This is a genomic window from Bradyrhizobium sp. (assembly GCF_035309285.1).
Classification (GTDB): Bacteria; Pseudomonadota; Alphaproteobacteria; order Rhizobiales; family Xanthobacteraceae; genus Bradyrhizobium.
This window is the reverse complement of the sequence record NZ_DATGFH010000174.1, coordinates 25,700-48,029: the sequence shown is the minus strand read 5'-3', so window position 1 is coordinate 48,029 and position 22,330 is coordinate 25,700. Positions and strand designations below refer to the sequence as shown.

Here is a 22,330-nt window from a genome sequence, read left to right as displayed (position 1 = left end):
GTCGCGATTGACAATTTCAACCAGCGGGCGTATGTCCCGCGCCCTCGCAGACAATAGGGTTTGCGAGCCAACATGAGCCAAGCGATGAAGCGCGGATACGAAATGCGCGTCAGACTATCGACCGGCCTTGCGCCGATCGGAAGCGCGTGCCTGGCTCATGGGAGCGATCTCGCTTAGCAGAGATCGACCGTTCGTTTTGATACGAACCCTCCCGAGCCCGATGCTCCGGAGGTTTTTTGTTGTCCGAAGCACGCACGGCTCATCAAAGACATTGCCCGGCGAAAGCCGGAACGGGAGACCCGGATCCCGGGGCTCGCGCGGAGACGCGTGTGCCCAAGTGCGCGGGGCCTGCCGGAGGGAACGAGGCGTTGAGCCGGACACCGATGGCAGAGCGAGCTCTTTGGAGCTCGCAATTAGCGGCGCGTCTGTGCCGCAATAATCCGATTTTGTAAATCGGTTTGCCGCGCAACGCACCGTCATTGCGAGCCAACGGGTCCGCGCATAGCGCGGCCCGATGCCAGGCTCCGCGAAGCAATCCAGAATGCTGTCGCGGAGACGGGCGATTGCTTCGTCGCTTCGCTCCTCGCAATGACGGCCGGAGCACACGCGGCTCAAACCAACGCTGGTGGTGAAGATGTCGGATACTTCGCTCCATGGAAAAGCGGGTTCGAATCCCGCCTTTGACGCACGCACTGTGGAGGTGCCCAGGCAAGGGTTGCCACGCGCCACAGCGCAGGTATTTCGAAAGGAACATCTGTGTTGCCGTCACTGAAAGCCGATATCGCCAGTTCCCCAGCGTGCCTATATCGGCCGGCGCGTCGCGCCGGTCTGGCGGTGGTGAAGATGCCTGTTACTTCGTGCAATGCGCGTGCGCCCCGTAGCGCATGATCCGGAAAAGTGTGAAAGCGGTTTTCCGAAAAGATCATGCGCGCTTTCGGGGCAGCAACAGCATCGCCTATTCCCCGCCAATCTCGACCACGATCCGTGGTGAAGATCGCTGTTACTTCGCCTCCTAAGCGAGAGGTTGCGGGTTCGAGTCCCGTCCGGCGTTCCATGCGCCGGTAGCTCAACGGATAGAGCGCTTTCCTGGCCTGCAGGGTAAGCTGCAGGCTGGGGTTCAGCTATCGCCTGTTCCCGGATCGTGTCTCCACCCAATGCCGGTGGTGAAGAGTGCTGTTACTTCGATAATCACAAGGTCGCAGGTTCGAATCCTCCCGGGCGATGAGCCCGTAGCTCAGTTGGTCAGAGCATGTGAGCCCCAAAAAGGGCGGTACAGACTCGCCTGTTCCCCGGCAACCCCTTACGATCAACCCTAACCAGAGGAGGCCAACATGGTCAGCCTGAACAAGATCGTGCGCGCTTTCACCCATGAGGGCGCGCGCGCCAGGCGCTTCACGCCCGAGATGGAGTTGAAGCGTGCGCTGATGAACTGCCTCCTCTGGGAGGACCAGTTTTACGAGGACGGCGTTGCCATCGCCGAGCGCATCAAGGCGCTGGTGCCCCGTGTCAAGCCCGAGCGCGTCGCGGCATTGGCTGTCGAGGCGCGCGAGGTGATGAAGCTCCGTCACGCGCCGCTGCTCGTCATCCGCGAGATGGCGCGCCATGAGAAGCACCGCGTGCTCGTCGCCGACACACTGGAGCGCGTGATCCAGCGTCCCGACGAGATGACGGAGCTGCTTGCGATCTACTGGGCCGACGCGCTCGGTCCCCAGCAGCAGCGCAAGCGCCAGCCGGTCTCGGCGCAGATCAAGAAGGGCCTGGCGCGTGCACTCACCAAGTTCGACGCCTATCAGCTCGCGAAGTACGACCGCGATGGTGCGGTTCGGATCAAGGACGTGCTGTTCCTGGTCCACGCCAAGCCGAAGGACGAGGACCAGGAGAAGGTGTGGAAGCAGCTCGTCGACGGCGAGCTTGCCTCTCCCGACACCTGGGAGGTCTCGCTCTCGTCCGGCAAGGACAAGCGCGCGACCTTCGAGCGGCTGATCGAGGAGAAGAAGCTCGGTGGGCTGGCGCTGCTCCGCAACCTGCGCCTGATGCAGAGGGCGGAGGTCCCGCGCAAGACCATCGCGGACGCGATTCTGGCGATGCGGACGGATCGCATCCTTCCCTACCGCTTCACTACGGCGGGGCGCTATGCGCCGGATTTCGAGGCAGAGCTCGAGGACGTGATGCTGAAATCGATCAAGGGCTACGCGCGGCTTCCCGGCCGCACGCGGCTTCTGATCGACGTGTCGGGATCGATGTTTGCGACGCTGTCTGGGCAGTCCGAGATGACGCGCGCGGAAGCCGCGTGTGGTCTTGCGATCCTCGCCCGCGAGGTCTGCGACGAGGTCGAGATCTTCACCTTCTCGCAAGGTGTGGTGAAGGTCCCTCCCCGCCGCGGTTTCGCGCTGCGCGATGCGATCATCACTTCGCAGCCGCATGGCTCGACCTATCTCGGCAAGGCGGTGAGCGAGATCGACCGCAAGGGCGATCGCCTGATCGTCTTCACGGACGAGCAGAGCCACGACAAGGTGCCCGATCCCAAAGCGCGCGGCACCATGGTCAACGTCGCCTCCTACCAGCACGGTGTCGGCCACGGTGCGTGGACCAAGGTCGATGGCTTCTCCGAGGCCGTGATCGCCTGGATCGCGGCGTTGGAAGAGACCATGCATTGATCAAGAAGGCCCCCCGGGCGTGCCGCAAGGCGCGCCCGGGCGTCATCATGCGTGCATCACGATGCCCGCGATCGCACCAATAAACAGCAGGAGGCATGCAGTTGACTGCACGAAGAACCCCGGCAGGCGTTTCTCCACGGCCTTGCTGTACCCGATGAAATAGAGAACGCGCCCGCCGATCCAGACCAGCCCGAACGCTGCTGCGACAGCGTCGTTGAAATAGATGGCGCAAAGCCAGAGCGGTGCCAGAAATGTCGGCATCCACTCGAGCGTATTGACGTGCGCGCGAAAGATCCGATCGAAATGAGGTTCCCCCGCCATGGCCGGCAGCTTGACGCCAAATTTACCGCGGGCTGCCGCGACGCGCGTTGCAAAAACGAAGTAGAGCGCGACAGCGAGCAAAGTGACGATTGCGGTGTAGAAGGGCATGCCGATGTCCCTCTAGCCCTTTGCCGAAGCTTCCGCGGTCTGCGCGAACGAGACGAGCAGCTTGCCCCAATCTCCGGTCTTGTCGAACACGTTGCGCATCTCCTCGCGACGCTCGCCGAAGCGATCGAGGCGCCGATGCTCCAGCTCGACGCGCGTCGAGCCGTCCTTCTCGGCAATGAACTTTATCTCGATTTCCGTCTGCAGCTTCGGGTCGTACTGGAAGTCGGCGTTGATGTCCCAACTCAGCACCAGGCGCGAGTGCGGCTCCCAGACCAGCACGCGGCCCCAGTCGCACGTGCTTCCGTCGTCGCCGCGCTCGTACCATCGGCCGCCGACGCGCGGCTCGATGACGGCGTCGACGGCGTTGGCCTTGCCGATCTTGTACACGGCGAGCGGCCACCATGTTCCCATCTGCTCGGTGAACACCTGCCACGCCACCTGTTGCGGGGCGCGCACGTGGATGCGCTTGCGGACGCTGTTCGGGTCGGTCCAGTTCAGAATGATCTCTTCCGCCATCACGACCTCCTTGCCTTCGCTGCCACCCGCTCAGCCGCTTCCTTGAACGCGCCCAGTGTTTCATCCCAGAAACCATCGAGCCATCGGCGCAGCGCATCGACGCCGCGCCGGTCCACCTGATAGAGCCGCCGCGTGCCGTCGGCCGTGACCACCACAAGGCCAGCGGCCTTGAGCACCTGCAAATGCTGCGAGACGGCCGATCGCGTCACGCCCATCCCCTGCGCGAGCTCTCCGGCCGAGCAGGTGCGGTGGCGCAGTCGTGCAAACACGCGACGCCGCGTCCGGTCGCCCAGCGCATCGAGAGCCCGCTCAGCGTTGATCATCACGGCAATCCGTCCTGCGCGATCGCGATCGCGCGGCCCGGAATGTAAGTCTGCACTAACGAAAGTCAACACTAAAATTTCCATGCTTGACTCACGGTTGGCGGCCGCGCAGCAATGGCCGGCCTACAAACGCTTGGTCATGAACAGGCTGAGCGGGTCCGGCTTGTAACTGCCGAACGGCGCGCAATCCTGATAGCCGAAGGCGCGATAGAGGGCGATCGCCTCAGGCTGCCTGATTCCAGTCTCGAGACTGATGCGCCCGATCTGCCGCTGCCGTGCAGCCTCCTCCAGCGCCGCGAGCAAGCGCCGGCCAAGGCCAGATCGCCTCGCCTTCTCACGCACGAACAACCGCTTCATCTCGGCGTGCCCGGGAGCGATGAGGCGAAATGCGATCGATCCGAGAAGCTCGCCATTGCGCCACGCGACGAGAAACACGGCACCGGACGCGGCAAGCGCTTCCGCATCCACCAGGTGATTGCTTTCGGAGGGATAGAGCGCTTGCAGCATGGCGTCCGCTTCCGCAATCAGGCCTTTCACATCCGCCTGCCTCGGGTCTTCGGGCGTGATGCAGATCTCCGCCGCGCTCATCCTGGATCCCGCCAAAATCTCCTCAGGGCGGCAAACGCCGCGCCTAATAGTCCCAGGTGCTTGACGAGAATCAAGATGAATACGCTGGCAGCGAGCGTCATCGAGATCGCGGCGTGCGACAGGACATATCGCAGGACCAATCCGTGAGCCGCGATCAGCCCAATCGCTCCGATCGCGACGACCCAGCGATGTGTGCGCGGCGCACCACCGCCATCATCTTGTTCGGATCGACAAAGCACGACAGGTCAGCCGGATCTCGTTGCCAGAGCAAAGCCCAGGTTCCGGCGGATCGCGCCGGTCTCCACGACCTTGAGCCCCGCAGCTTCCAGAATGGCGACCATTGATTCAAGCGTGACATGGCCGTGGCGATGCGGGCTGCGCAGAGCCCACCATCGCTTGCGCGCCGGTGCTGCAAAGTCGACGGCGAGTACGCGCCCTCCCGGCTTCAGCACCCTGCTGATCTCCCGCGCGCACTGCTCGCGCGCCTTTCCGGGCAGGTGATGCAACATCAAGGTCGCAGTCACCACATCGAACTCTGTATCCGGTAGCGGCAAGCTCTGGGCCGCAGCCTGCTTGAACGTCACATCGAGCCCAGCCTTGCCGGCCTTGTAGGCGGCCCTCGCCAACATCTCGGCAGACGCGTCGAGGCCCACGACCTTGCCGTCCGGCCCGACTTGACGCTTGGCCACCATCGCCAGACTCCCGGTTCCGCAGCCGATGTCCAGCACCGACTCGCCACCCCCAAGCCGCGCTGGTTCCAACATCCTCTCGCGAAACGCCCGCTCCTGTCCGAGCAGCATCAGCCAGACGCCAAAATCATAAAAGGCGGCCCGATGCAGGATAAGGCCGGGCGGAGGCTTGTGATCGCTGATGCTTGTCATGCCGTTCACCCCATGGAAGACGCAGGATGCCTGGTGAGATATGTTATTGATCAACGCGTGCCGAGCAGTTTTGCCGGACAAACCGCCTCACATGTGCGGCATCCCATGAATTTCGAGGTCCGGCGATGAACGATCAGACGACAGCAAGGTGTTCCGTGGACCGCCGCGCGGTCCGCACGCGCGCAAAGCTCCACGAAGCGTTGAAATCCCTGATTGCGGACATGAGCTACGAGGCTATCGCCGTCAAGGACATCTGCAAGCGAGCGCGCGTCAGCCGTTCGGCATTCTACGCCCACTTTGCCACCAAGGATGACCTCATGCGCAGCGGCTTCGGTCCCTTGCGGCAGCTCGCCGTCATGTCGAGACAGCATCAATCAGGACGCCAAGAATCTCGCGATGCGGCATTCGGCGATGGGGCATCCGGCGCCGGTCGCCTTGCCTTCAGCTTGAGCCTGCTGCAGCACGCCCGCGATCATTTCCACCTGCACGAACGCCTCGGCGATCGTGGTGTCGGTGTCGCGCGCGAAAAGGTTCGCGAGGTGCTCTCCGATCTGCTCCGGTGCGAACTTTCGGCGGCTTGGTGGCGCGATCGCCACCCCACTGTGCCGCGCGAACTCGTCATCCAGTATCTCGTCGGCGCCACCATGGCCGTCATCACATGGTGGCTGGAAGGCGGAGCGAAGCTGCCGCCTGTCGAAGTCGATGCCGTGCTCAGGCGTCTCGCCTTCAACGGAATGGCCGGCTTCGATCCGCTTTAGCGGGCTTCGTCGTCGCAAGTGAAATCCGCGCCGATTCCGTTCGGGTTCCTCGCGCACCAAATGAGCACCAAATGGCCGCATGTGAGTCCGCAACTTTTCCGAAGCTTGTGACTTCTTGGGCAGCGACTGTTCTGTCGCTTCAACCAAAACCAACCCAAAAAGGAGTTCCCATGGCTCTACTCGGAAACCTGCTCGGCACTGTCGATGGATTGCTCGGCGCCGGGACCGGATTGCTCTCTGGCGGTGCCAGTGCGAGTGGAAGTGCAACAGCAGGCGCGAGTGGCACGGTAGATTTGTCGCATACGCTGGACCTTGGTGCGGTCGTCGAAACCGCTCCGAGCGTCCACCTCGGCCTCGGAACCGCCGGCGTCGATGCTTCAGTTGGCCTTCCGACCATGGTCGGCGCCGCTGCCGATGTCGGTCACCTCGACCTGGGCGGCCTGCTCAACGGACTCGTTTGATCCCCCAAAATCGCGCGACAGGCGGCGTGGGGAGACATCCCCACGCCACCATTGCTGATTCCGCCGCCGACCTCGGAGCGGCGCTTCGTGCCTCGTGACTTCGCCTTTTCGATTTGGGGATCCGCCAAATGGCTTTGACTTCGTCCGCGGTTCTTGACGAAACCGTTACACCTGCGCGTCAAAGCGATGACGTTCGTGAGGCTCTGATCGCACTTTGGCCGCACTTCCTTTGGGCGGGCCTGTTCTCGAGCGGCATCAACCTCTTGTACCTGAGCTCGCCGCTCTATCTGATGCAGGTCTATAACCGCGTCCTGCTCAACGAGAACATCTCCACACTCGTCCTTCTCACCCTGATCCTCGCCATCGCGCTCTTGACCATGGCGCTGCTCGATTCCGTGCGCGCCTGGATCCTGATCCGCTGCGGGCTCAGGCTCGACGAAGAGCTTTCGCGACGCGTGTTCGAGGCGCTCGTCGTACGCGCAGCCGAGCGCGGGGCATCGCGCGGCGCGCAGCAGCTCCGCAATCTCGATCAGTTCCGCACCTTCGTGACCGGTCCCGGCATCTATTTCGCCTTCGACCTGCCGTGGATTCCGATCTACCTCATGCTGTTGTTTTTCATCCACCCGCTGCTCGGCATCGTCGCGACCCTCGGCGCGATCCTGCTCCTGGGTTTGGCCGGCCTCAACGAGGTCCTGACCCGCGAGCCGATGAAGCAGGCGGAGGCGGCCGGCAACCAATCCTACATCTTCACCGAGAATGTGCTGCGCCATGCCGACGTCATCCGTGCCATGGGCATGCAGCCCGCGGTGGAGCGCAACTGGCAGAGCCAGCGTTCATCGATGCTGGTGCAGCAGGCCTATGCCAGCGACAAGAATGCGATCATGACCTCCTCGATCCGCTTCTTTCGCCTGCTCTTGCAATCTCTGATGCTGGGCACCGGCGCCTGGCTTGCGATCGATCACGCCATCGCACCCGCGACGATTTTCGCCGCCAGCATCGTCATGGGCCGGGCACTGGTGCCCGTCGAGCAGGCGGTGGGCACCTGGAAGCAATTCATCGGCGCGCGCGAAGCGTATGTGGAAGTGCGCGACCTGCTCACCGCGATCGACCTGACGCCACCGCACACCATCGTGCCGCGCATCCGCAACACCATCGACATGCGCGACGTGACCTGTAGTCTGCCAGCGCGCCCCGAGCCGGTGATCAAGGGCGTTTCATTCGAGCTCAAAGGCGGCCAGGCGCTCGGCATTGTCGGGGCAAGCGGCTCTGGCAAAAGCACGCTGGCGCGCATGCTGGTCGGCGCGATTGCGCCTGCAGGCGGGCGGCTGCGCTTCGGCGGCCTCGATTACGCCCATTGGGATCCGCTGGAATTCGGCCGCAATGTCGGCTACCTGCCGCAGGATGTCGGCTTGTTCGCCGGCACCGTGCGCGAGAACATCGCCCGCTTCGGCGATGCCTCGACCGAGGAGATCATCGACGCGGCCAAGCGCGCCGGCATTCACGAGATGATCCTCGACCTGCCCAGGCAATATGACACACGGCTTGGCGCGAGTGGCGTCGGCCTGTCCGGCGGGCAGCGTCAGCGCCTCGCACTGGCCCGCGCCCTGCTCGGCCGGCCGCCCTTGCTCGTGCTCGACGAGCCCAACGCCAATCTCGACGCGCCCGGCGAGGAAGCGCTGAAGGCGGCGCTCCTGCAGGCAAAGTCCGAGGGCGCGACCGTCATCGTCATCACCCACCGCACCACCATCCTCGACATCGTCGATGTGATGATGGTGCTGCGCAACGGCCTGCTCGATATGCTCGGCCCGCCCGGCGAGATCTACCATGCCTTGCAGCAGCAGGCGGCCGCCCGGGGCGCCGCATGAGCGCTGTCGGCGACCAGTTTGAACGGCCCGGCGACCGCGCCGCCTATTCCCGCCCCGAACGGCCGGCCCTGCTCGGCGCGGGTGTGGTCGCAGCGTTTGCCGCCGCGATGGCCATCTGGGGCACGCTTGCGCCGATCTCGGGTGCTGCGATCGCGAGTGGCAACCTGCAGGTCGAAGGGCGGCGGCAAAGCGTGCAGCACCCCTACGGCGGCGTGATCCGCCAGCTTCTGGTGCGTGAAGGCGCGCATGTCGAGAAAGGACAGCTCCTGATCGTGCTCGACGACAGCGACCAGCGCGCAAAGCTCGAAGTGCTGACGGCAGACCGTGACGCCGCGCTCGCCACCGAGGCGCGGCTGATCGCCGAACGCGACGGGCGCGATGCGCCTGATTTTGGCGATGACCTGCGCGCGCGGGGCGACAAGCCCGCCGTCCGCCAGGCCATGGCCAACGAAACCGCGATGATGGCGGCGCGAAACCATCAGTTCGAGACGGAGACCGCCGTGCTGCGGGGCAAGATCGAGGAATTGAAGGCGCAGATCGGCGGCACCCAGGCGCAACTCACCGGCACGCAAAAGCAGCGCGAACTGCTCGCCGACGAGATGACCGGCGCGCAGCATCTGTTCGAGCAGGGCTATACGCCGAAGACGCGGATCCTCGCGCTGCAGCGCGAGGACGCCAAGCTGCAGGCCGACATCGGCGGGCAAGAGGCCAATATCGCTGGCATGCAGCAGCAGATCGCGCAGAACGAGCTCGAGATCGCCAAGGCAAAGCGCGCGCGGCTCAGCGAGATCACCGACCAGCTCCGCTCGACGGAGACCAAGCTCGCCGAGCTCGGGCCCAAGATCGACGCCGCGACCGACGTGGTCACACGCACGCGCATCACGGCACCCGCCACCGGCGCGGTGGTCGGCCTCGACGTCTTCACCGAAGGCGGCGTGATTCAGCCCGGCGCCAAGCTGATGGACATCGTGCCGTCGGACAATCCGCTGATCGTCGATGCGAAGCTGAATCTGTCCGACATCAACGATGTCACGACCGGCCGTCGCGCCGAGGTCCGGCTCACCGGCGTCAACTATGTGGAACGCCCGCGCCTCTATGGCACCGTGAAGACCGTCTCGGCCGACCGCCTGACCGACGACAAATCCTCGGCCGGCTATTACGCGGTCGAGGTCGCGCTCGACGCCGATGACGTAAAGAAATCGCATATCGAACTGCAGCCGGGCATGCCGGCCGAGGTCATCGTGCCGACACGCCCGCGCACGCTGTTCGAGTATCTGCTCGGTCCGCTGCGCGACGAGATCACGCGCGCGTTCCGCGAGCACTGAGGGAGAGGCGCTGCCATGGCCATTTCCGACAAAGGCAATTCCCGGCGGGCGCACGAGGCCGAAACCGCGCGGCAGATTGCGTCCGCCGAGACGGCTGCCTTCTTCACAACCCTGCTGGCCGTCCTGAACGAGGCGGAAGCAACGTCCCGCCTCGAGCCTCATCTGCAGCACGAGCGGCCTGCGCCTGAACCCGTGCCGCCATCCGCCGCTCCCGAGCCGATGTCGAATGAAACCGCTCCGGCAGACGCTCATCATGAGGGCAGACATCCCGATTCGAGCGAGGCGCAACCGCCGGAGACCGCCACGACGGTTCACGCCGCCGCCGAGCCGGCCCACGAACCGCACCAGGTCGCAACGGAGGCGTCCCTCCTCACTGAGCCGTCCGCCACGCACGTCGCGCTCTCGTCTCCCCTGCTCTCCGGACTCGACACCGCGGCCGATCGAACCTTGTCGCACGACGCCAGCGGCAGCCACGGCATCACAAGCGCGCCGTCGTCCGCGGAGACGGTGGCTTCCGTTCCCGCGACGACGGATCCGGTCGCGAGCGTGGTCGACGGCCTGCAAGCGACCGTGTCGCATGCAATCTCGGATGTCACCGGCACGCTCGGTCAACTGACGGCGTCGCTGACGAGCGCGATCAATCACGTGACGTCAGCCGTGACGGGGACGATCGACCAGGTCACGTCGACCCTGACCGGCACGATCAATCATCTCACCGACGGCGTGACCGGCCTGGTGTCGAATCTCGTTCACGATTCTTCCGTCACCGCCGTCGTCCAACCGCTGGTAACCGACATTCTCGGGCCGCCAAGCGACACGGCCCAGCACGCGCCCGACCACGCCCAGCCCATGATCCCGCTCCTCGATACCGCGGGCGCGGTACCGACCGCTCTTCTTCATCCGCTGCCGTTGCAGCTCGGCTTCCTCGGGCAACCGACCATGGACGGCCACGACACCCACGACGGCGCCTTCTCGGCGCTGGGCGTGCATCACTTCTGACAGCGCCGCTCGCGCGAGTATTCAGCCGCGTCCCACTCTCACAACTTCAAAAGCATTTCGAAACCGCCGAAGATCATGCGCTTGCCGTCGAAGGGCATATCGCCCTTCAGGCGCGGATCGGCCATGACCTTGTCCATGACCGCGTCGCGCTCCGCGCGCGAGCGGTAGACAATCCAGGAGAAGATCACGACCTCGTCATCCTTCGCCTGCACCGCGCGCGGGAACGAGGTCAAGACCCCATAGGGGACGTCGTCGCCGACACATTCGACAAAATCGAGCGCGCCGTGCTCCTTCCAGACCTCGCCGGCTTTCCGCGCATGCTCCTTGTAGACCTCGATGTTGTCCTTTTTCACTGGGATCACAAAACCATCGACATATGGCACGGGAGCCTCCTTGCTGCGAATTGCACGTGGTCCAAGGACGATGCTGTGCAGCTAAATCCGACACCCTCGCGGCGTTATTTTGGTTGGTGCGGCCATTTGGCACGCCATGCTGCCGACTGCCGCCAATCTGGCGAAGCGCGCGGCATCTGGCCCTCGCGCGTCTTGCGCAGGCGAAGCGTTGCGACTAGGTCAAAAAGCGCACCTTCGGAGTTCGGCGCGCTTTTTGGGGAGGATCGATCATGGGGTTTTCAGGCGGCTGCTCGTGTCGCGCGGTGCGCTACACCATCAAGGCCGAACCTGTTCGCGCCTTTCAGTGCCAGTGCCGCGATTGCCAGATGGATTCCGGCGGCGGACACAGCTCTGTATTCGTTTTCCCGCGCAACGCATTCGAGATTTCAGGCGCCGTCCGCGAGATCGCGCGAACCAGCGACCGAGGTGCCACCAAGAGCAAGGGCTTTTGCCCTGCCTGCGGCGTTTCCATCTACAACAAGCCGGACCAGGTTCCGGACATGATCGGCATCTATGTCGGAAGCCTCGATGACGCCTCGGCGTTCAAGCCCGGCGCCGTCTTCTACACGGCACGCGGCTATGGCTGGGATTTCCTCGACCCCGACGTCCCGAGGGTGCCGGAGTGGCGAACGGGTACGAATTGATCTTGCCTAGAGCGCGGCCGCCACTCCGTTCGCGCGTGAAGGTGCCAGCACCGAGCGCGCCAGCCAGTTGAGCGCGAGTACGTGCGTGATCATCAGGATCGGCACATAGATGATCGGGATCGCATAGGTCGCACCCAGTTCTCCCGCCAGCGCCCCGAGGCCGAGCTGCACGCCGTGATAATAGTCGACGAGAATGTCGGCTATGCCCACGAGGTTGAAAGCAGTAGCGAACGCCCAGAACAGCGGGCGCATCCTCGCGGTGAGCAGTGCCGCCATGGCCAGGAGCCCGGTTGCGAAGTCGCCATAGGCGGCAAAGCTGGCGAAGCCGGCCGGCAGATTGGGGCCGATGACGCCGGGAACGAGGAACACAAGCCCGAAGAAGCGGAAGCTATGCAAGGTGGCGATGGCGCGGTGCGCCTCGAACCTGTCCATCAATTTGAGCCAGGGCAGGATGTACACGAAGAAGCACAACAGCCACGGGACGTAGCCGACAGCGAGGTGGATATCGAAGACGGTTGCCGTTGACATGCTCGCCTCCTTTCAGGCGTTGGTGGAGACGGCTTCGAACACGGCCGTCAGGATGCCGATCCGTCCTTCGGCAATATTCTTGGCGAGGTTGGTGGTGAGCTGCGCGAACTCGGGTCCCATCACCACGCCGAGATTAGGCGACGGCGGGGGACCGGCGGCACGCACTTTCGCAAACCAGGCGTTGGCGGTCTCGCTGTCGTCCTGAAAGACGAGTGCGCGGAAGCCGGCCTCCTCGATCGCCACGCGCGTGGCTTCCGCGCTCAACAGAAAGCTGGTCGCCGGCGTTCGCGCCCAGGGCACAGGATAATGCGGCTCGCCGCCCTTCAGCACGGCGTCGTAGGTCGCAAACCGGCCGCCCGGTTTCAGCACGCGGCGGATCTCGCGATAAAGCCCCGCGCGATCCGCGATGTTCATCGCGACGTGCTGCAGCAGGACGACGTCAAAGCGACCGTGGTCGAAGGGAAGCTCCAGCGCGCTTGCGGTTTGGAATGATACCTGCCCGCCTTGTCCGGTGCGCTCGGTCAGATAACGCGCGGCGTCGACAAAGGGCTCGGAAAGATCGACGCCCGTCACCTGGCAGCCAAAGGTCGCCGCCACAAACCGCGCCGGCCCGCCGACGCCGGAGCCGACATCCAGCACGGCCGCATCGGAAGCGATGGCAGCGAGCTTGCTGAGCTCCGCGGTGGCCAAAAGTCCTCGCGTGTGGAAGTGATCAAGCGCAGCCAGTTGCTGCGGTGTGAGCCGCTGATCCTCCGGACCCAGCGGCGCCAGCGCCGTCTTCAGCCGCCCGGTCAGGCCGGTCGCGCGATAATGGTCGCGCACGCCCTCAATCCCATCGCTCATGTCGGTGACTCCTGTTTTGCGAGTCAAAGCTAGTCTCGCTTCACGTGACCGACTATTGGCGATAATATCGACAGGCCATGAAGCAGAACTTCACAGTCCGGCAAGGCGCGCTCGATGGCGTGGAGGCGGCGCTGAGCGTTGCGCAGCACCGCTCGTTTCGCAAGGCGGCCACCGAGCTCGGGGTCACGCCGTCTGCGATCAGCCAGGCGGTGCGCGCGCTGGAAGTGCGTGTCGGTGCAGCGCTGTTCGTGCGCACCACACGCAGCGTCGGCCTCACCGAAGCCGGCGAGCGCTTCCTGTCGCGTGCCAAGCCCGCCTTCGAGGAATTGGTTGCCGCCAGCCAGCTCGCGCGCGACCTTGGACAGCGGCCGGCCGGCTTGCTGCGCCTTTCGGTGCCGCGCGCGGTGGTGCCGATCCTGCTCGAGCCCTTGATCGCTTCGTTTTGTCAGGCCTATCCCGACATCGAAGTCGAGATAGCGGCCAGCGAGGAGCTGGTCGATCTCGCGGCCGGCGGGTTTGACGCCGGCATCCGGCTCGGCCAGTTCATCGCCCCCGACATGGTCGCGGTGCCACTGACGCCGCCGCTTCGATTCGTCGTCGTCGGCAGCCCCGCCTATCTCGAACGCGCCGGCCGCCCCGAGCGCCCCGACGATTTGCGCCATCACGCCTGCATACGCTTGCGGCGATCCAATGGTGCGCTGGCGCTATGGTCGCTCAAGGAAGGCAACCGCGCCATCGAGGTCGCGGTCAAGGGGCCCCTCATCGCCAACGACGTTCCGACCATGCTCGGTGCCGCGCTCGAAGGCGTTGGGCTCGCGCAAGTGCCGGAACCGGTCACCCACCAACATGTGGACGCCGGAAGGCTTGTGTACGTGCTGGAGCCGTTCGTGCCGACGTTGCCGGGCGTGTATCTCTATCATCCCGGCAAGCGCCAGGTGCTGCCGAAGCTGCGGGCGTTCATCGATCACGTGAAGAGCCGATCGGGCGATGCGCGCAGGACGCGGATCGAGAGCGACGGCAAACGCGGCGGCTCGCGCAAGAGAGGCTGAGATTTCGCTCACACCGCGCCGACCGCCTCGTAGGCCAGCCGCTTGAACTCGAAGAAGAACGGATCCCAGAACGCCATCTCGCGCTGGGCCATCAGCACGCCGGCGGTATTGGCCCCGGGGCAAACCCACCAATGCGTGCCGGCGAGGCCGCCCCACTGGAATTCGCCCTTTGAGTTCGGCGGATCGAACGGCATCGGGGCGTAGGTGACGGCGCCGCCGAGGCCAAACCCCTTGCCGGGGACGGGGCCGCGCGTGGCGAAGCGGATGGTTTGGCCTTGCGGAAGCTGGTTCGTCATCATCTGTTTGATCGTCTCGGGCTTCAGCAAGCTGTGCGGCCCCGGCAGCAGCGCGCGCACCAGCGCGAGCATGTCCGGCATGGTGCTGACGAGCCCGCCGCCGCCCGACAACCGCGGGAGCGGCCTGCGATAGGCTTGCGGGTACGGCTTGTCGTCGTTCCGGAACAGGCCCGGCTTTGTCGGGTCCAGCACATCCGCGCCGCGATAATAGGCGACGAGCCGGCCCCGCTCGGCTTCGGGCACGAAGAAGCCGGTATCAGTCATGCCGAGCGGGTCGTAGATGTGCGCCTTGAAGAAGGCATCGAGCGGCTTGCCCGAAACGACTTCGACGACCCGGCCGAGCACGTCTGTCGCTACCGAATAGTCCCAGGACGTGCCGGGATGATAGGAAAGCGGCAGGTCCGCGAGCTTGTCGATGAGGTCGGTCAAGGGCGTCAGTGGATTGAGCACCCTCGCCTCGTTATAGGCCTTGAACAGCACCGAGCCGGGATCAAAGAGCCCATAAACGAGGCCGGAGGTGTGGGTGAGAAGCTGGCGGATCGTGATCGGGCTCCTCGCCGGCTCGACATCGGCGAGACTCTGCGCGCCGGCCTTCAGCACCTTGCGGTTGGCAAGCTGCGGCAGGAATGCCTCGACCGGGTCGTCGAGGCCGATCCGACCCTGCTCCACCAGGAGCATGATCGCGCAGGTGACAAAGATCTTGGTGTTGGAGAAGGCGCGGAAGATGTGGTCCGGGCGAAGCGCGATCCTGGCCTCGCGGTCGGCGAAACCCACGCACTGCTCGTCGACGACGTCGCGGCCGCGCAGGACGGACCAGGACACGCCCGCGAGGATATCCTGATCCACGTAACGCTGCATCGCAGCGCGCACATTGGCAAAGTTGCGGGTTTTGGCGTCCATGTCCCCTCTCCCCAAACAAGCTCAGAGCCATATAGCCATAAAAAGCGGCCTGCGAAGCCCGCACAGGTTGCAACCCCGATTCCGCTACCCGCTCCGCTCGACCCCATATCAACATGCATGGGCCGATTGCGCCAAAACAGCCGCATACTTAACCGTTTCGCAACGTCCAATAGCGTTAATGATAGCAAAACCTTAACGGGTACCTGGAAATGCTGCGCAAACTCACCCTCGGCCGGAAGCTGCTTCTCATCACGACGGTCTTCTCCACCGTGCTGGTGGGCATGACGACCTACATGCTGCTCGACATGCGCTCCGGCATGTTCGAGGACCGCAAGGCCAAGCTGCGGGCGCTGGTGGAGACCGCGCTCAACACGGTCAACCGCTACGGCGATCTCGCCGCCGAAGGCAAGATGCCGCTCGAGGAAGCGCAGAAGACCGCCCTTGCCGTGCTGGCCGGAATGAATTTCGACGGCAAGAACTACTTCTTTGTCTTCGACCGCGACGGCATCCTGAAGATGCATCCGACGCGGCCGGGCAATCTCGGCCACAACATGCTGCAGCTTAAGGATAAGGCGCGCCTTAATTACATCGGCTACCTGAATGCCGCGACGACCGCGCCTCCGCTGCAGGGCTTCACCGTTTTCATCGGACGACGGCCGGGCTCCACGGTCAACGATACGCCAAAGCTGTTTCTCAGCGCCTTCGACAAGCACTGGAACTGGATCGTGACGACCGGCGTCTTCATCGATGACGTCAACGCGAAGTTTTACGACCGGGCCACGTGGATCGCGGGCGGGGTCATCGCCGCCCTTGTGCTCAGCGTGATCTTCACGGTGTTGCTCGGCCGCTCGATCACCGGCCCCATGAACCGGACGATCAAGGCGCTGGAGGAATTGGGCGCAGGACGTTTTGACACCGAAGTCGCCGATGACCACAGCAACACCGAGATCGGACGGCTTGCGCGCGCATTCCTGCAGTTCCGCGGCAAGATGAAGGAGACCGAATCGCTCCGCGCGCTTCAGCACGATGCGGAAGAGCAGGCCAAGATCGACCAGCGCAACGCGATGACGCGCGTCGCCGACGAATTCGATGCCGCCGTCGGCTCGGTCGTGGAATCGCTGTTCTCCGAGGTCGAGCGAACCGCGACCACCGTCGCACAGCTCTCCAAGAGCGCCGAGGCTTCGGCCGCCGGGACCGAGCGCGTCGACGGCGCGGCGGCATCGGTCGCGCAGAATGTGCAGACGGTAGCCTCCGCGGCACAAGAGCTTTCGGCCTCCATCAATGAGATCGGCCGCCAGATCCACATGACCCGCGATATCGCACGCCAGACGCGGAGTACATCCTCCCAAACCGAGCAGCGCGTGGCGGCGCTGTCGGACAGCGTGGAGGCCATCGGCGAGATCATCGAGATCATCAACAGCATTGCCGAACAGACCAACCTGCTCGCGCTCAACGCAACGATCGAGGCCGCCCGTGCCGGCGAGGCAGGCCGCGGCTTTTCGGTTGTGGCCTCCGAGGTCAAGGCGCTGGCGAGCCAGACCACCAAGGCGACCGAAGATATCCGCAGAAATATCGAGGCCGTGCGCGAGGCGACACGCGCGGCGGTCGACGCGGTCCGCGCGATTTCCACCTCCATCAACGGCCTCGACGAGTCCGCGGGCACCATCGCGGCCGCAGTCGAGGAGCAGAATGCGGCGACCTCCGAGATCAGCCGCAACACCACGGTCACCGCCGAGCAGACCCGGGCGATCACGCAGGCGATCACCGAGGTCGCGAAGTCGATGAGCGGTACCGATCAGGCCGCGCGCGAGGTGCAGCAATATTCGACCGCAATGCGCGGGCGCTTCGAGGATATGCGCCGCGAGATCCGCGCCTTTGTCGGGCGCATTCGTGCGGCCTAGCGGTGCTACTTGCCGTCGTCGAGGCTGACCACGACGGCGGCATTGGCGATCAGGATGGAATCGCCGCCCTGCTCCGCCGGCACTTCCAGTCCGCCCTTCACCGCCGTCACCTTCACGGTGCCATAGGGCAGCTCCTTCGCCACCGCAGCCGTATCGACGCCGTCGGGATTAGGCACGCCGATCGTGACGTCCACGAACATGTCGTGCGGCGTCTTGCCGAACAGGCGGACGAAGCTGAGGTTCGAATGCCTGATCGCATCCGACACCGCGCGCCTCGCCGCCTTGGTGGCATCCTTGCCGTGGACGTCGACGCCCATGCCCATCTCGGTGATACAGCGCACCCGTGCCATTGGCAGCATCCTCGACAGAAAACTGTCGAGTATGCTGCCACAGTCTGTCTCCTTTTGCCGTGGGATGAGGAACATACCTCCTATGCTGGCGCCGGCACGATCTGAGCTTCGGTGTTGGCAACGGCCTTGGGAAACGGCCTGAACATCAAGATGATCAGGAACGCCCCAAGTCCGAAGGCCCATGAGCCGATATAGAGCCAGGCGTAGCTCGCGAACGTGTCGTAGATCAGGCCGCCGGCGAGCGGTCCGGTCGCCATGCCGAGGCTGCCCGCCATCGCGGTGCCGCCGATGATGGTGCCCAGCATCCTTAAGGGAAAGTTCTCGCGCACCAGCACCGAGTAGAGCGGCATGGTGCCGGCATAGATGAAGCCGAACAACGCGGCGACCGCGTAGAACGCGCTGAGTTCGCGCACGAACACATAGCCGAGCGCGCCGAACGCCTGGGCGAGCAGGCCCGCCACCAGCACGCGCTTGGCGCCAAGGCGGTCGCCGGCGATGCCGAAGGCGATGCGGCCGAACAATCCCGCAAACCCCTCCATGCTGTAGATCGTGACCGCCGCAACCAGCGGAATGCCGCAACTGATGGCATAGTTCACGGTGTGGATGATCGGGCCCGAATGGGTCGCACAGCAGAAGAAATTGGTCAGGATCAGGATGATGAATTGCGGTGAGCGCAGCGCCTGTGCTCGCGTCATCTCCACTTGCGGCGCGGCAACGGCGGACGGGGCAACGGGCCCCGCGCTAAGCGCCGGCGGTCGTCGCACGAAGAGCGAGATCGGGATCATGATCGACGCGACGACGCCGGCCAGGATCAGCATCGTGACCCGCCAGTCATAATGCGAGACGAGCCGGGCAACCATCGGCGACATCGTCATGGGCGCCATCCCCATGCCGGCCGAGACCAGCGACACGGCGAGGCTGCGTTGTGTCTCAAACCAGCCGGTGACTGTCGCCATCATCGGCGCGAAGATGGCGGCCGCCCCACCGCCTACCATGATGCCGAAGATGAATTGAAATTCGATCAGCGATGTCGCGCGGCTCGCGAGCGCGAGGCTGACCGCGATCAGGGTCGAGCCGGTCAAGACCACCGGCAGCGGCCCCAGCTTGTCGGACAAGGTGCCCCAGCCCATGCTGGTCAGCGCCATGGCAAGAAAGCCGATGGTCATGGCGCTGGACACGCCCGTAACCGACCAGCCGGTATCGTGTGTGATGGGCCGGAGCAGGACCGGCAGCGAAAACATGCCGCCGATGGCGACACAGCCAAGCAGGCCCCCGGCCGCGACGATCACCCAGCGATAGCGAGGATTGGTCATTTTTGGTCTCCCGTAGAGCTCTCACTAGGTACAAGACGAAGGGAGTCGGCCGGAACCGACAGGTAGAAGCCCGCGGCCGCTGAATATTTTTGAGGCGTCGTCCGCGCGGCCATGCTGCCAGCTCCTGACACTCCAGCTCCTGACATCGACGACCTAACCCAGCTTGATGTTGGCTTGCTTCACCACCTTGCCCCAACGCTCCATCTGGTCCTTGACGAAGGCGCGGAACTCGTCCGGCGTGTTCGGCCGGCTGTCGATATTGAGCTGCTCGAACCGCTCCTTGACGTCAGGCGAGCCGATCGCCTTGTTGATCGCGCCGTTGAGCGTGCTTACGGCGACCGGCGGCGTGCCATGCGGCACGAACACGCCGTTCCATTCATAGGCCTCGAAGCCGGGCAGCGTGTCCGACACCGGCGGAATATCGGGCAGGCTTTTCAGACGGCCCTTGCCGGTATGGGCAATCGCCTTGAGCTTGCCGCCCTGGATCAGGCCGACGACCGACGAGCCGTTGGCAAAGAAAAACTTCACCTGCCCGCCCATGACGTCGTTCAGCGCCGGGCCGCCGCCGCGATACGGGACATGGTTCACCTTGGTCCCGGTCATGAAGCGGAACATCTCCAGCGACAAATGCTGCAGCGTGCCGTTGCCGGAGGACGCCATGTCGATGCCATCGGGAGCCGCCTTGGCATAGGCGATGACATCAGCCATCGTCTTCACCGGTACCGATGGCGTCACCACCAGAATATTCGGCACCAGCGACACCAGGGCGACGGGATCGAAATCCCCGTTGTAGTCGAACGGCAGGTGCGGATAGAGCGCGCCGTTGACCGAATACGCGGTGCCGTCATGCAGGATGGTGTAGCCGTCGGGGGCCGCTTTCGCGACCACGGCTTCACCGATGGTGCCGCCGGCCCCGCCGCGATTTTCGATGACGAACTGCTGGCCCAGCAGCGTGCCGACCTTGGCGTAGAGGATCCGCGCGGTGGTGTCGGCGCCGCCGGCAGGCGGATAAGGCACCATCACCTGCACGGAGCGGATCGGCCACGCACCTTGCGCGGCGACGCTGCGGACGAATGGCGCTGTGGTTAGTCCTGCGAGTAGCGCGCGGCGTGAAATTTTGCTCCCGGACATCGCTCCACCATGATTTTTGTTTTTGAACCTGTGGTGGCATGATTTGAAGCACACGCCACGGACTTTGCAAGTTTCAGGGAGCAGCGCGAACAGCCGAAGACACAGCGCCCCGCATTCTCGCGGCGCAAAACGCACCCGAGTCTTGCTTCATTCGACGCCTTCCGAAGATCGGAGGGCGCAGGGAATGCCGGGTGCCGTTGCACCCGCTGTCTCGTGTGCAGAAATCGCGCATTGAGCACGCACACGAGTCATCACAGGTACAACCGAACACACTCCGGCATTCCCTGCGCAATGGTTTACGGCTTATACGTGGTCTCCCCGGTGTGCCGGGCTTTTTAGCCACCGTCGCCTTGCGAAACGTCCCGCAAGACTTGACCCCAGCGTCGGGGGGCCAGGACAACACGATTTCGCCGTCCGCCAGGATGCTTTCGTCCGCGCGGCAAAGCGCGCTGAGCATCCCAAGCGTCCATCGCATCCCGCCCCCAACGTCCGTGACGATCGCGAGCCGTCCCTCCCAAGGAAGGCGGGATGCGCGAAGACAACCATGATTTTCTGAAAACCGGAAGCAAAATATTTTTCGCGCAAGGGCTGGACAGGCCAAATCAGCTTGATTTCGCTCCGAAAAATCGTGGTTTTGGCGCAACCATCTTTCCGGTAAGGTTTCCCTTCTATCGAGCGAGGCTTGCACGATGTCGCTATCCAACGTGTCCATTATTCGTCGTCGGCAAGGGCTCGCAGGCGCAGCACTGGTCGCGTAGCTGCGCGGATGCTGCGGCAGCGCGATGAGATGAATGCGGGTATGACCCAACGCAGCCAAAACGCGTACAATCAGATCGAACCACTCGGCGGGGGGCCAGGCAGGGATGACCAGCAAAACATGAGCCGCGCATGACCGAGGAACCGCACTACAAGAAGCTCGAGGCGCGTGGCGAGGAATTATACGAGGAGCTCTACGGCACGGGACGTCCACACGGCATCCTGAGCGAGATCAAGGAATGCTTCGAGGCGGCGATCGCCGCCGCCGAGAACGACGCACTCGCCGCGGAAGCGCGGCGGCTGCGACTGCGTCTTGAGCACATCGTCACTGTTTATCGCCATCAATTCACCGATCTGCCGCGCGCGCACCAAGTCACGATCGAGCCTGCTCCGGCAGGCGTGCGGCTGCACGATGCGTTCGCGCGGCTGCTCACGCTGACGCTCGCACTCGTGCGGCGCCTCCGATGACCGCGACGCTCTATTTCGGCAATCCACAAGCCTCGCTCGCCGAGCTCGCGGCCGAGGGCGCTCTTGTGCTCGACGTGCAGTGAAGCGCGGGACCGAAGCCGCACGCCTTCGAGCCCGGCTCGGTGAGCACGATCGGCGGCATCAAAGCCCCTTGACACAGGCGTCCGCGAGCTGAGCCGCATACTTTGCGTAGATGTTGGCATGGCCGGCACCCGAAATGACAACCGGCTCGACGCCCAGGACCCGACGCGCCGCCGACTGCTCCCACTCTGGCCGGATCTGGCCGTCGGCCGAGCCCGAAACGTACACATTGTCGACGCTCGGCAGCGCTTTCAGCGGACAGACTTCGTAGAAGCCGACCATGATATGAGCGGATCGCGAGCTGTCGATGCGGTCCTGCATCACCTTGAGCTGCGCCTTGGTCGCGTTGGGATCGTGGATGAGCTTTAGAAAATCATCCGTGATGCTTTGGGACGCCTTGAGGAGCTTGTCGAGATAGCTTCCCGGCACGGCGACCTGCTCCGTCTGGCAGACCTCGATGAACGCTTTCCCGGGACGTGGAATGACCGCGTTGACATAGACGACCCGCTTGATGGGCCGTGCCGCTGCAACCAACGGCAGGAAGTTGCCTTCGTTGGATATTCCAACAATCACGACGTCATCCGTGACGTTCTGAAGCGCTTTGACAATGGCTGACGCGCGATCCTCATTGGGCGTGTCGGAGCCTTTCACAGAGCTGTGGACGAGCATCGACGGATAGCCGCGTTTCTCCAATTCAGCCGTGATGGAGGCGTAGCGCCGATCGATCAGCCAATTCAGCATGCCCCCGGCGATACTGGTGACGTGGAAGACAAACCTTGTTGCAGAATTGGACGCAGGCGCTACGCCACGCATTGCTGTCCACGCCAGGCCCGTCAGTCCCGCTCTCAACACGGTGCGTCGCTGAAATTTCATCCG

24 protein-coding genes are annotated in these 22,330 nt (G+C 64.1%); 11 read left to right on the top strand and 13 right to left on the bottom strand.

From position 1 onward, the window contains the following. Positions 1-1,331 precede the first annotated feature (1,331 nt). Positions 1,332-2,657 (top strand): TROVE domain-containing protein, encoded by a 1,326-nt coding sequence (locus VKR55_RS31795; protein WP_324409361.1) that lies wholly within the window; start codon positions 1,332-1,334, stop codon positions 2,655-2,657. A 45-nt stretch (positions 2,658-2,702) separates the two neighbouring features. On the opposite strand, the gene VKR55_RS31790 is transcribed toward VKR55_RS31795, so the two are convergent. The 5 genes from VKR55_RS31790 to VKR55_RS31770 all read right to left on the bottom strand — a co-directional run bounded on the left by VKR55_RS31790 (position 2,703) and on the right by VKR55_RS31770 (position 5,394). After that, on the bottom strand, positions 2,703-3,086 hold the full coding sequence (locus tag VKR55_RS31790; protein WP_324409360.1) for an MAPEG family protein: 384 nt from the start codon (positions 3,084-3,086) through the stop codon (positions 2,703-2,705). A gap of 12 nt (positions 3,087-3,098) precedes the next feature. Continuing rightward, positions 3,099-3,602 (bottom strand): SRPBCC family protein, encoded by a 504-nt coding sequence (locus VKR55_RS31785; protein WP_324409359.1) that lies wholly within the window; start codon positions 3,600-3,602, stop codon positions 3,099-3,101. Then, the gene (locus VKR55_RS31780) at positions 3,602-3,925 is read right to left on the bottom strand and encodes an ArsR/SmtB family transcription factor (protein ID WP_324409358.1); all 324 of its coding nucleotides are present in this window, start codon (positions 3,923-3,925) and stop codon (positions 3,602-3,604) included. The genes VKR55_RS31785 and VKR55_RS31780 overlap by 1 nt, the downstream gene beginning before the upstream one ends. A 123-nt stretch (positions 3,926-4,048) precedes the next feature. Beyond that, positions 4,049-4,513 carry a GNAT family N-acetyltransferase gene (locus tag VKR55_RS31775; RefSeq protein ID WP_324409357.1) on the bottom strand — a complete coding sequence of 155 codons (465 nt, stop codon included), beginning with the start codon at positions 4,511-4,513 and terminating at the stop codon, positions 4,049-4,051. 245 nt (positions 4,514-4,758) lie between these two features. After that, a complete protein-coding gene (locus VKR55_RS31770) occupies positions 4,759-5,394 on the bottom strand; it encodes a class I SAM-dependent methyltransferase (RefSeq protein WP_324409356.1) in 636 nt (211 codons plus the stop codon). A gap of 125 nt (positions 5,395-5,519) precedes the next feature. On the opposite strand from VKR55_RS31770, the gene VKR55_RS31765 reads away from it, so the two are divergent. From VKR55_RS31765 to VKR55_RS31745, 5 genes are all read left to right on the top strand, one after another. Next, entirely contained in the window at positions 5,520-6,152 is a 633-nt protein-coding gene (locus tag VKR55_RS31765; RefSeq protein ID WP_324409355.1) for a TetR/AcrR family transcriptional regulator, read from the top strand. A 170-nt stretch (positions 6,153-6,322) separates the two neighbouring features. Next, on the top strand, positions 6,323-6,613 hold the full coding sequence (locus VKR55_RS31760; protein ID WP_324409354.1) for a hypothetical protein: 291 nt from the start codon (positions 6,323-6,325) through the stop codon (positions 6,611-6,613). 128 nt (positions 6,614-6,741) lie between these two features. Beyond that, positions 6,742-8,478 carry a type I secretion system permease/ATPase gene (locus tag VKR55_RS31755; RefSeq protein WP_324409353.1) on the top strand — a complete coding sequence of 579 codons (1,737 nt, stop codon included), beginning with the start codon at positions 6,742-6,744 and terminating at the stop codon, positions 8,476-8,478. Then, positions 8,475-9,803 (top strand): HlyD family type I secretion periplasmic adaptor subunit, encoded by a 1,329-nt coding sequence (locus VKR55_RS31750; protein WP_324409352.1) that lies wholly within the window; start codon positions 8,475-8,477, stop codon positions 9,801-9,803. The genes VKR55_RS31755 and VKR55_RS31750 overlap by 4 nt, the downstream gene beginning before the upstream one ends. A gap of 15 nt (positions 9,804-9,818) precedes the next feature. Beyond that, positions 9,819-10,802 (top strand): hypothetical protein, encoded by a 984-nt coding sequence (locus VKR55_RS31745; RefSeq protein ID WP_324409351.1) that lies wholly within the window; start codon positions 9,819-9,821, stop codon positions 10,800-10,802. Positions 10,803-10,840: 38 nt separating this feature from the next. Here the strand turns inward: VKR55_RS31745 and VKR55_RS31740 are convergent, their stop codons facing one another. Further along, on the bottom strand, positions 10,841-11,185 hold the full coding sequence (locus VKR55_RS31740) for a DUF1428 domain-containing protein (RefSeq protein WP_324409350.1): 345 nt from the start codon (positions 11,183-11,185) through the stop codon (positions 10,841-10,843). A gap of 239 nt (positions 11,186-11,424) precedes the next feature. On the opposite strand from VKR55_RS31740, the gene VKR55_RS31735 reads away from it, so the two are divergent. Next, entirely contained in the window at positions 11,425-11,838 is a 414-nt protein-coding gene (locus tag VKR55_RS31735; protein ID WP_324409349.1) for a GFA family protein, read from the top strand. A gap of 6 nt (positions 11,839-11,844) precedes the next feature. Here VKR55_RS31735 and VKR55_RS31730 read toward each other — a convergent pair whose 3' ends face one another. Together VKR55_RS31730 and VKR55_RS31725 are read right to left on the bottom strand one after the other, a co-directional pair. Further along, positions 11,845-12,366, bottom strand: a complete 522-nt coding sequence (locus VKR55_RS31730) for a hypothetical protein (protein WP_324409348.1) — start codon at positions 12,364-12,366, stop codon at positions 11,845-11,847. A 12-nt stretch (positions 12,367-12,378) separates the two neighbouring features. Next, the gene (locus VKR55_RS31725) at positions 12,379-13,209 is read right to left on the bottom strand and encodes a class I SAM-dependent methyltransferase (protein ID WP_324409347.1); all 831 of its coding nucleotides are present in this window, start codon (positions 13,207-13,209) and stop codon (positions 12,379-12,381) included. 77 nt (positions 13,210-13,286) lie between these two features. Here VKR55_RS31725 and VKR55_RS31720 point away from each other — a divergent pair, with 77 nt between their 5' ends. Next, positions 13,287-14,258 carry a LysR family transcriptional regulator gene (locus VKR55_RS31720; RefSeq protein ID WP_324409346.1) on the top strand — a complete coding sequence of 324 codons (972 nt, stop codon included), beginning with the start codon at positions 13,287-13,289 and terminating at the stop codon, positions 14,256-14,258. Positions 14,259-14,266: 8 nt separating this feature from the next. Here the strand turns inward: VKR55_RS31720 and VKR55_RS31715 are convergent, their stop codons facing one another. Then, complete coding sequence (locus VKR55_RS31715; RefSeq protein ID WP_324409345.1) at positions 14,267-15,454, bottom strand: serine hydrolase domain-containing protein; 1,188 nt, start codon at positions 15,452-15,454, stop codon at positions 14,267-14,269. A gap of 209 nt (positions 15,455-15,663) precedes the next feature. On the opposite strand from VKR55_RS31715, the gene VKR55_RS31710 reads away from it, so the two are divergent. Further along, positions 15,664-17,355 (top strand): methyl-accepting chemotaxis protein, encoded by a 1,692-nt coding sequence (locus tag VKR55_RS31710; protein ID WP_324409344.1) that lies wholly within the window; start codon positions 15,664-15,666, stop codon positions 17,353-17,355. A 5-nt stretch (positions 17,356-17,360) separates the two neighbouring features. Here the strand turns inward: VKR55_RS31710 and VKR55_RS31705 are convergent, their stop codons facing one another. The 3 genes from VKR55_RS31705 to VKR55_RS31695 form a co-directional block, all read right to left on the bottom strand. Then, positions 17,361-17,705 (bottom strand): Lin0512 family protein, encoded by a 345-nt coding sequence (locus VKR55_RS31705; protein ID WP_324409343.1) that lies wholly within the window; start codon positions 17,703-17,705, stop codon positions 17,361-17,363. A gap of 80 nt (positions 17,706-17,785) precedes the next feature. Then, positions 17,786-19,018: an MFS transporter gene (locus VKR55_RS31700; protein WP_324409342.1), complete on the bottom strand. Its 1,233-nt coding sequence runs from the start codon at positions 19,016-19,018 to the stop codon at positions 17,786-17,788. A 153-nt stretch (positions 19,019-19,171) separates the two neighbouring features. After that, positions 19,172-20,149: a Bug family tripartite tricarboxylate transporter substrate binding protein gene (locus VKR55_RS31695; RefSeq protein ID WP_324409341.1), complete on the bottom strand. Its 978-nt coding sequence runs from the start codon at positions 20,147-20,149 to the stop codon at positions 19,172-19,174. A 528-nt stretch (positions 20,150-20,677) separates the two neighbouring features. On the opposite strand from VKR55_RS31695, the gene VKR55_RS31690 reads away from it, so the two are divergent. Then, a complete protein-coding gene (locus tag VKR55_RS31690) occupies positions 20,678-20,935 on the top strand; it encodes a hypothetical protein (protein WP_324409340.1) in 258 nt (85 codons plus the stop codon). Positions 20,936-21,037: 102 nt separating this feature from the next. Beyond that, positions 21,038-21,373, top strand: coding sequence for a hypothetical protein (locus VKR55_RS31685; RefSeq protein ID WP_324409339.1), 336 nt, complete (start codon positions 21,038-21,040; stop codon positions 21,371-21,373). Positions 21,374-21,514: 141 nt separating this feature from the next. On the opposite strand, the gene VKR55_RS31680 is transcribed toward VKR55_RS31685, so the two are convergent. Further along, positions 21,515-22,327, bottom strand: coding sequence for a hypothetical protein (locus VKR55_RS31680; protein ID WP_324409338.1), 813 nt, complete (start codon positions 22,325-22,327; stop codon positions 21,515-21,517). Between the last annotated feature and the right edge of the window lie 3 nt (positions 22,328-22,330).

Bases quoted from the DNA above. Each gene is read 5' to 3' on its own strand.
- VKR55_RS31795 (WP_324409361.1), top strand. From the start codon at position 1,332: ATGGTCAGCCTGAACAAGATCGTGCGCGCTTTCACCCATGAGGGCGCG.
- VKR55_RS31790 (WP_324409360.1), bottom strand. From the start codon at position 3,086: ATGCCCTTCTACACCGCAATCGTCACTTTGCTCGCTGTCGCGCTCTAC.
- VKR55_RS31785 (WP_324409359.1), bottom strand. From the start codon at position 3,602: ATGGCGGAAGAGATCATTCTGAACTGGACCGACCCGAACAGCGTCCGC.
- VKR55_RS31780 (WP_324409358.1), bottom strand. From the start codon at position 3,925: ATGATCAACGCTGAGCGGGCTCTCGATGCGCTGGGCGACCGGACGCGG.
- VKR55_RS31775 (WP_324409357.1), bottom strand. From the start codon at position 4,513: ATGAGCGCGGCGGAGATCTGCATCACGCCCGAAGACCCGAGGCAGGCG.
- VKR55_RS31770 (WP_324409356.1), bottom strand. From the start codon at position 5,394: ATGACAAGCATCAGCGATCACAAGCCTCCGCCCGGCCTTATCCTGCAT.
- VKR55_RS31765 (WP_324409355.1), top strand. From the start codon at position 5,520: ATGAACGATCAGACGACAGCAAGGTGTTCCGTGGACCGCCGCGCGGTC.
- VKR55_RS31760 (WP_324409354.1), top strand. From the start codon at position 6,323: ATGGCTCTACTCGGAAACCTGCTCGGCACTGTCGATGGATTGCTCGGC.
- VKR55_RS31755 (WP_324409353.1), top strand. From the start codon at position 6,742: ATGGCTTTGACTTCGTCCGCGGTTCTTGACGAAACCGTTACACCTGCG.
- VKR55_RS31750 (WP_324409352.1), top strand. From the start codon at position 8,475: ATGAGCGCTGTCGGCGACCAGTTTGAACGGCCCGGCGACCGCGCCGCC.
- VKR55_RS31745 (WP_324409351.1), top strand. From the start codon at position 9,819: ATGGCCATTTCCGACAAAGGCAATTCCCGGCGGGCGCACGAGGCCGAA.
- VKR55_RS31735 (WP_324409349.1), top strand. From the start codon at position 11,425: ATGGGGTTTTCAGGCGGCTGCTCGTGTCGCGCGGTGCGCTACACCATC.
- VKR55_RS31730 (WP_324409348.1), bottom strand. From the start codon at position 12,366: ATGTCAACGGCAACCGTCTTCGATATCCACCTCGCTGTCGGCTACGTC.
- VKR55_RS31725 (WP_324409347.1), bottom strand. From the start codon at position 13,209: ATGAGCGATGGGATTGAGGGCGTGCGCGACCATTATCGCGCGACCGGC.
- VKR55_RS31720 (WP_324409346.1), top strand. From the start codon at position 13,287: ATGAAGCAGAACTTCACAGTCCGGCAAGGCGCGCTCGATGGCGTGGAG.
- VKR55_RS31715 (WP_324409345.1), bottom strand. From the start codon at position 15,454: ATGGACGCCAAAACCCGCAACTTTGCCAATGTGCGCGCTGCGATGCAG.
- VKR55_RS31710 (WP_324409344.1), top strand. From the start codon at position 15,664: ATGCTGCGCAAACTCACCCTCGGCCGGAAGCTGCTTCTCATCACGACG.
- VKR55_RS31705 (WP_324409343.1), bottom strand. From the start codon at position 17,705: ATGGCACGGGTGCGCTGTATCACCGAGATGGGCATGGGCGTCGACGTC.
- VKR55_RS31700 (WP_324409342.1), bottom strand. From the start codon at position 19,018: ATGACCAATCCTCGCTATCGCTGGGTGATCGTCGCGGCCGGGGGCCTG.
- VKR55_RS31695 (WP_324409341.1), bottom strand. From the start codon at position 20,149: ATGTCCGGGAGCAAAATTTCACGCCGCGCGCTACTCGCAGGACTAACC.
- VKR55_RS31690 (WP_324409340.1), top strand. From the start codon at position 20,678: ATGCGCGAAGACAACCATGATTTTCTGAAAACCGGAAGCAAAATATTT.
- VKR55_RS31685 (WP_324409339.1), top strand. From the start codon at position 21,038: ATGACCGAGGAACCGCACTACAAGAAGCTCGAGGCGCGTGGCGAGGAA.
- VKR55_RS31680 (WP_324409338.1), bottom strand. From the start codon at position 22,327: ATGAAATTTCAGCGACGCACCGTGTTGAGAGCGGGACTGACGGGCCTG.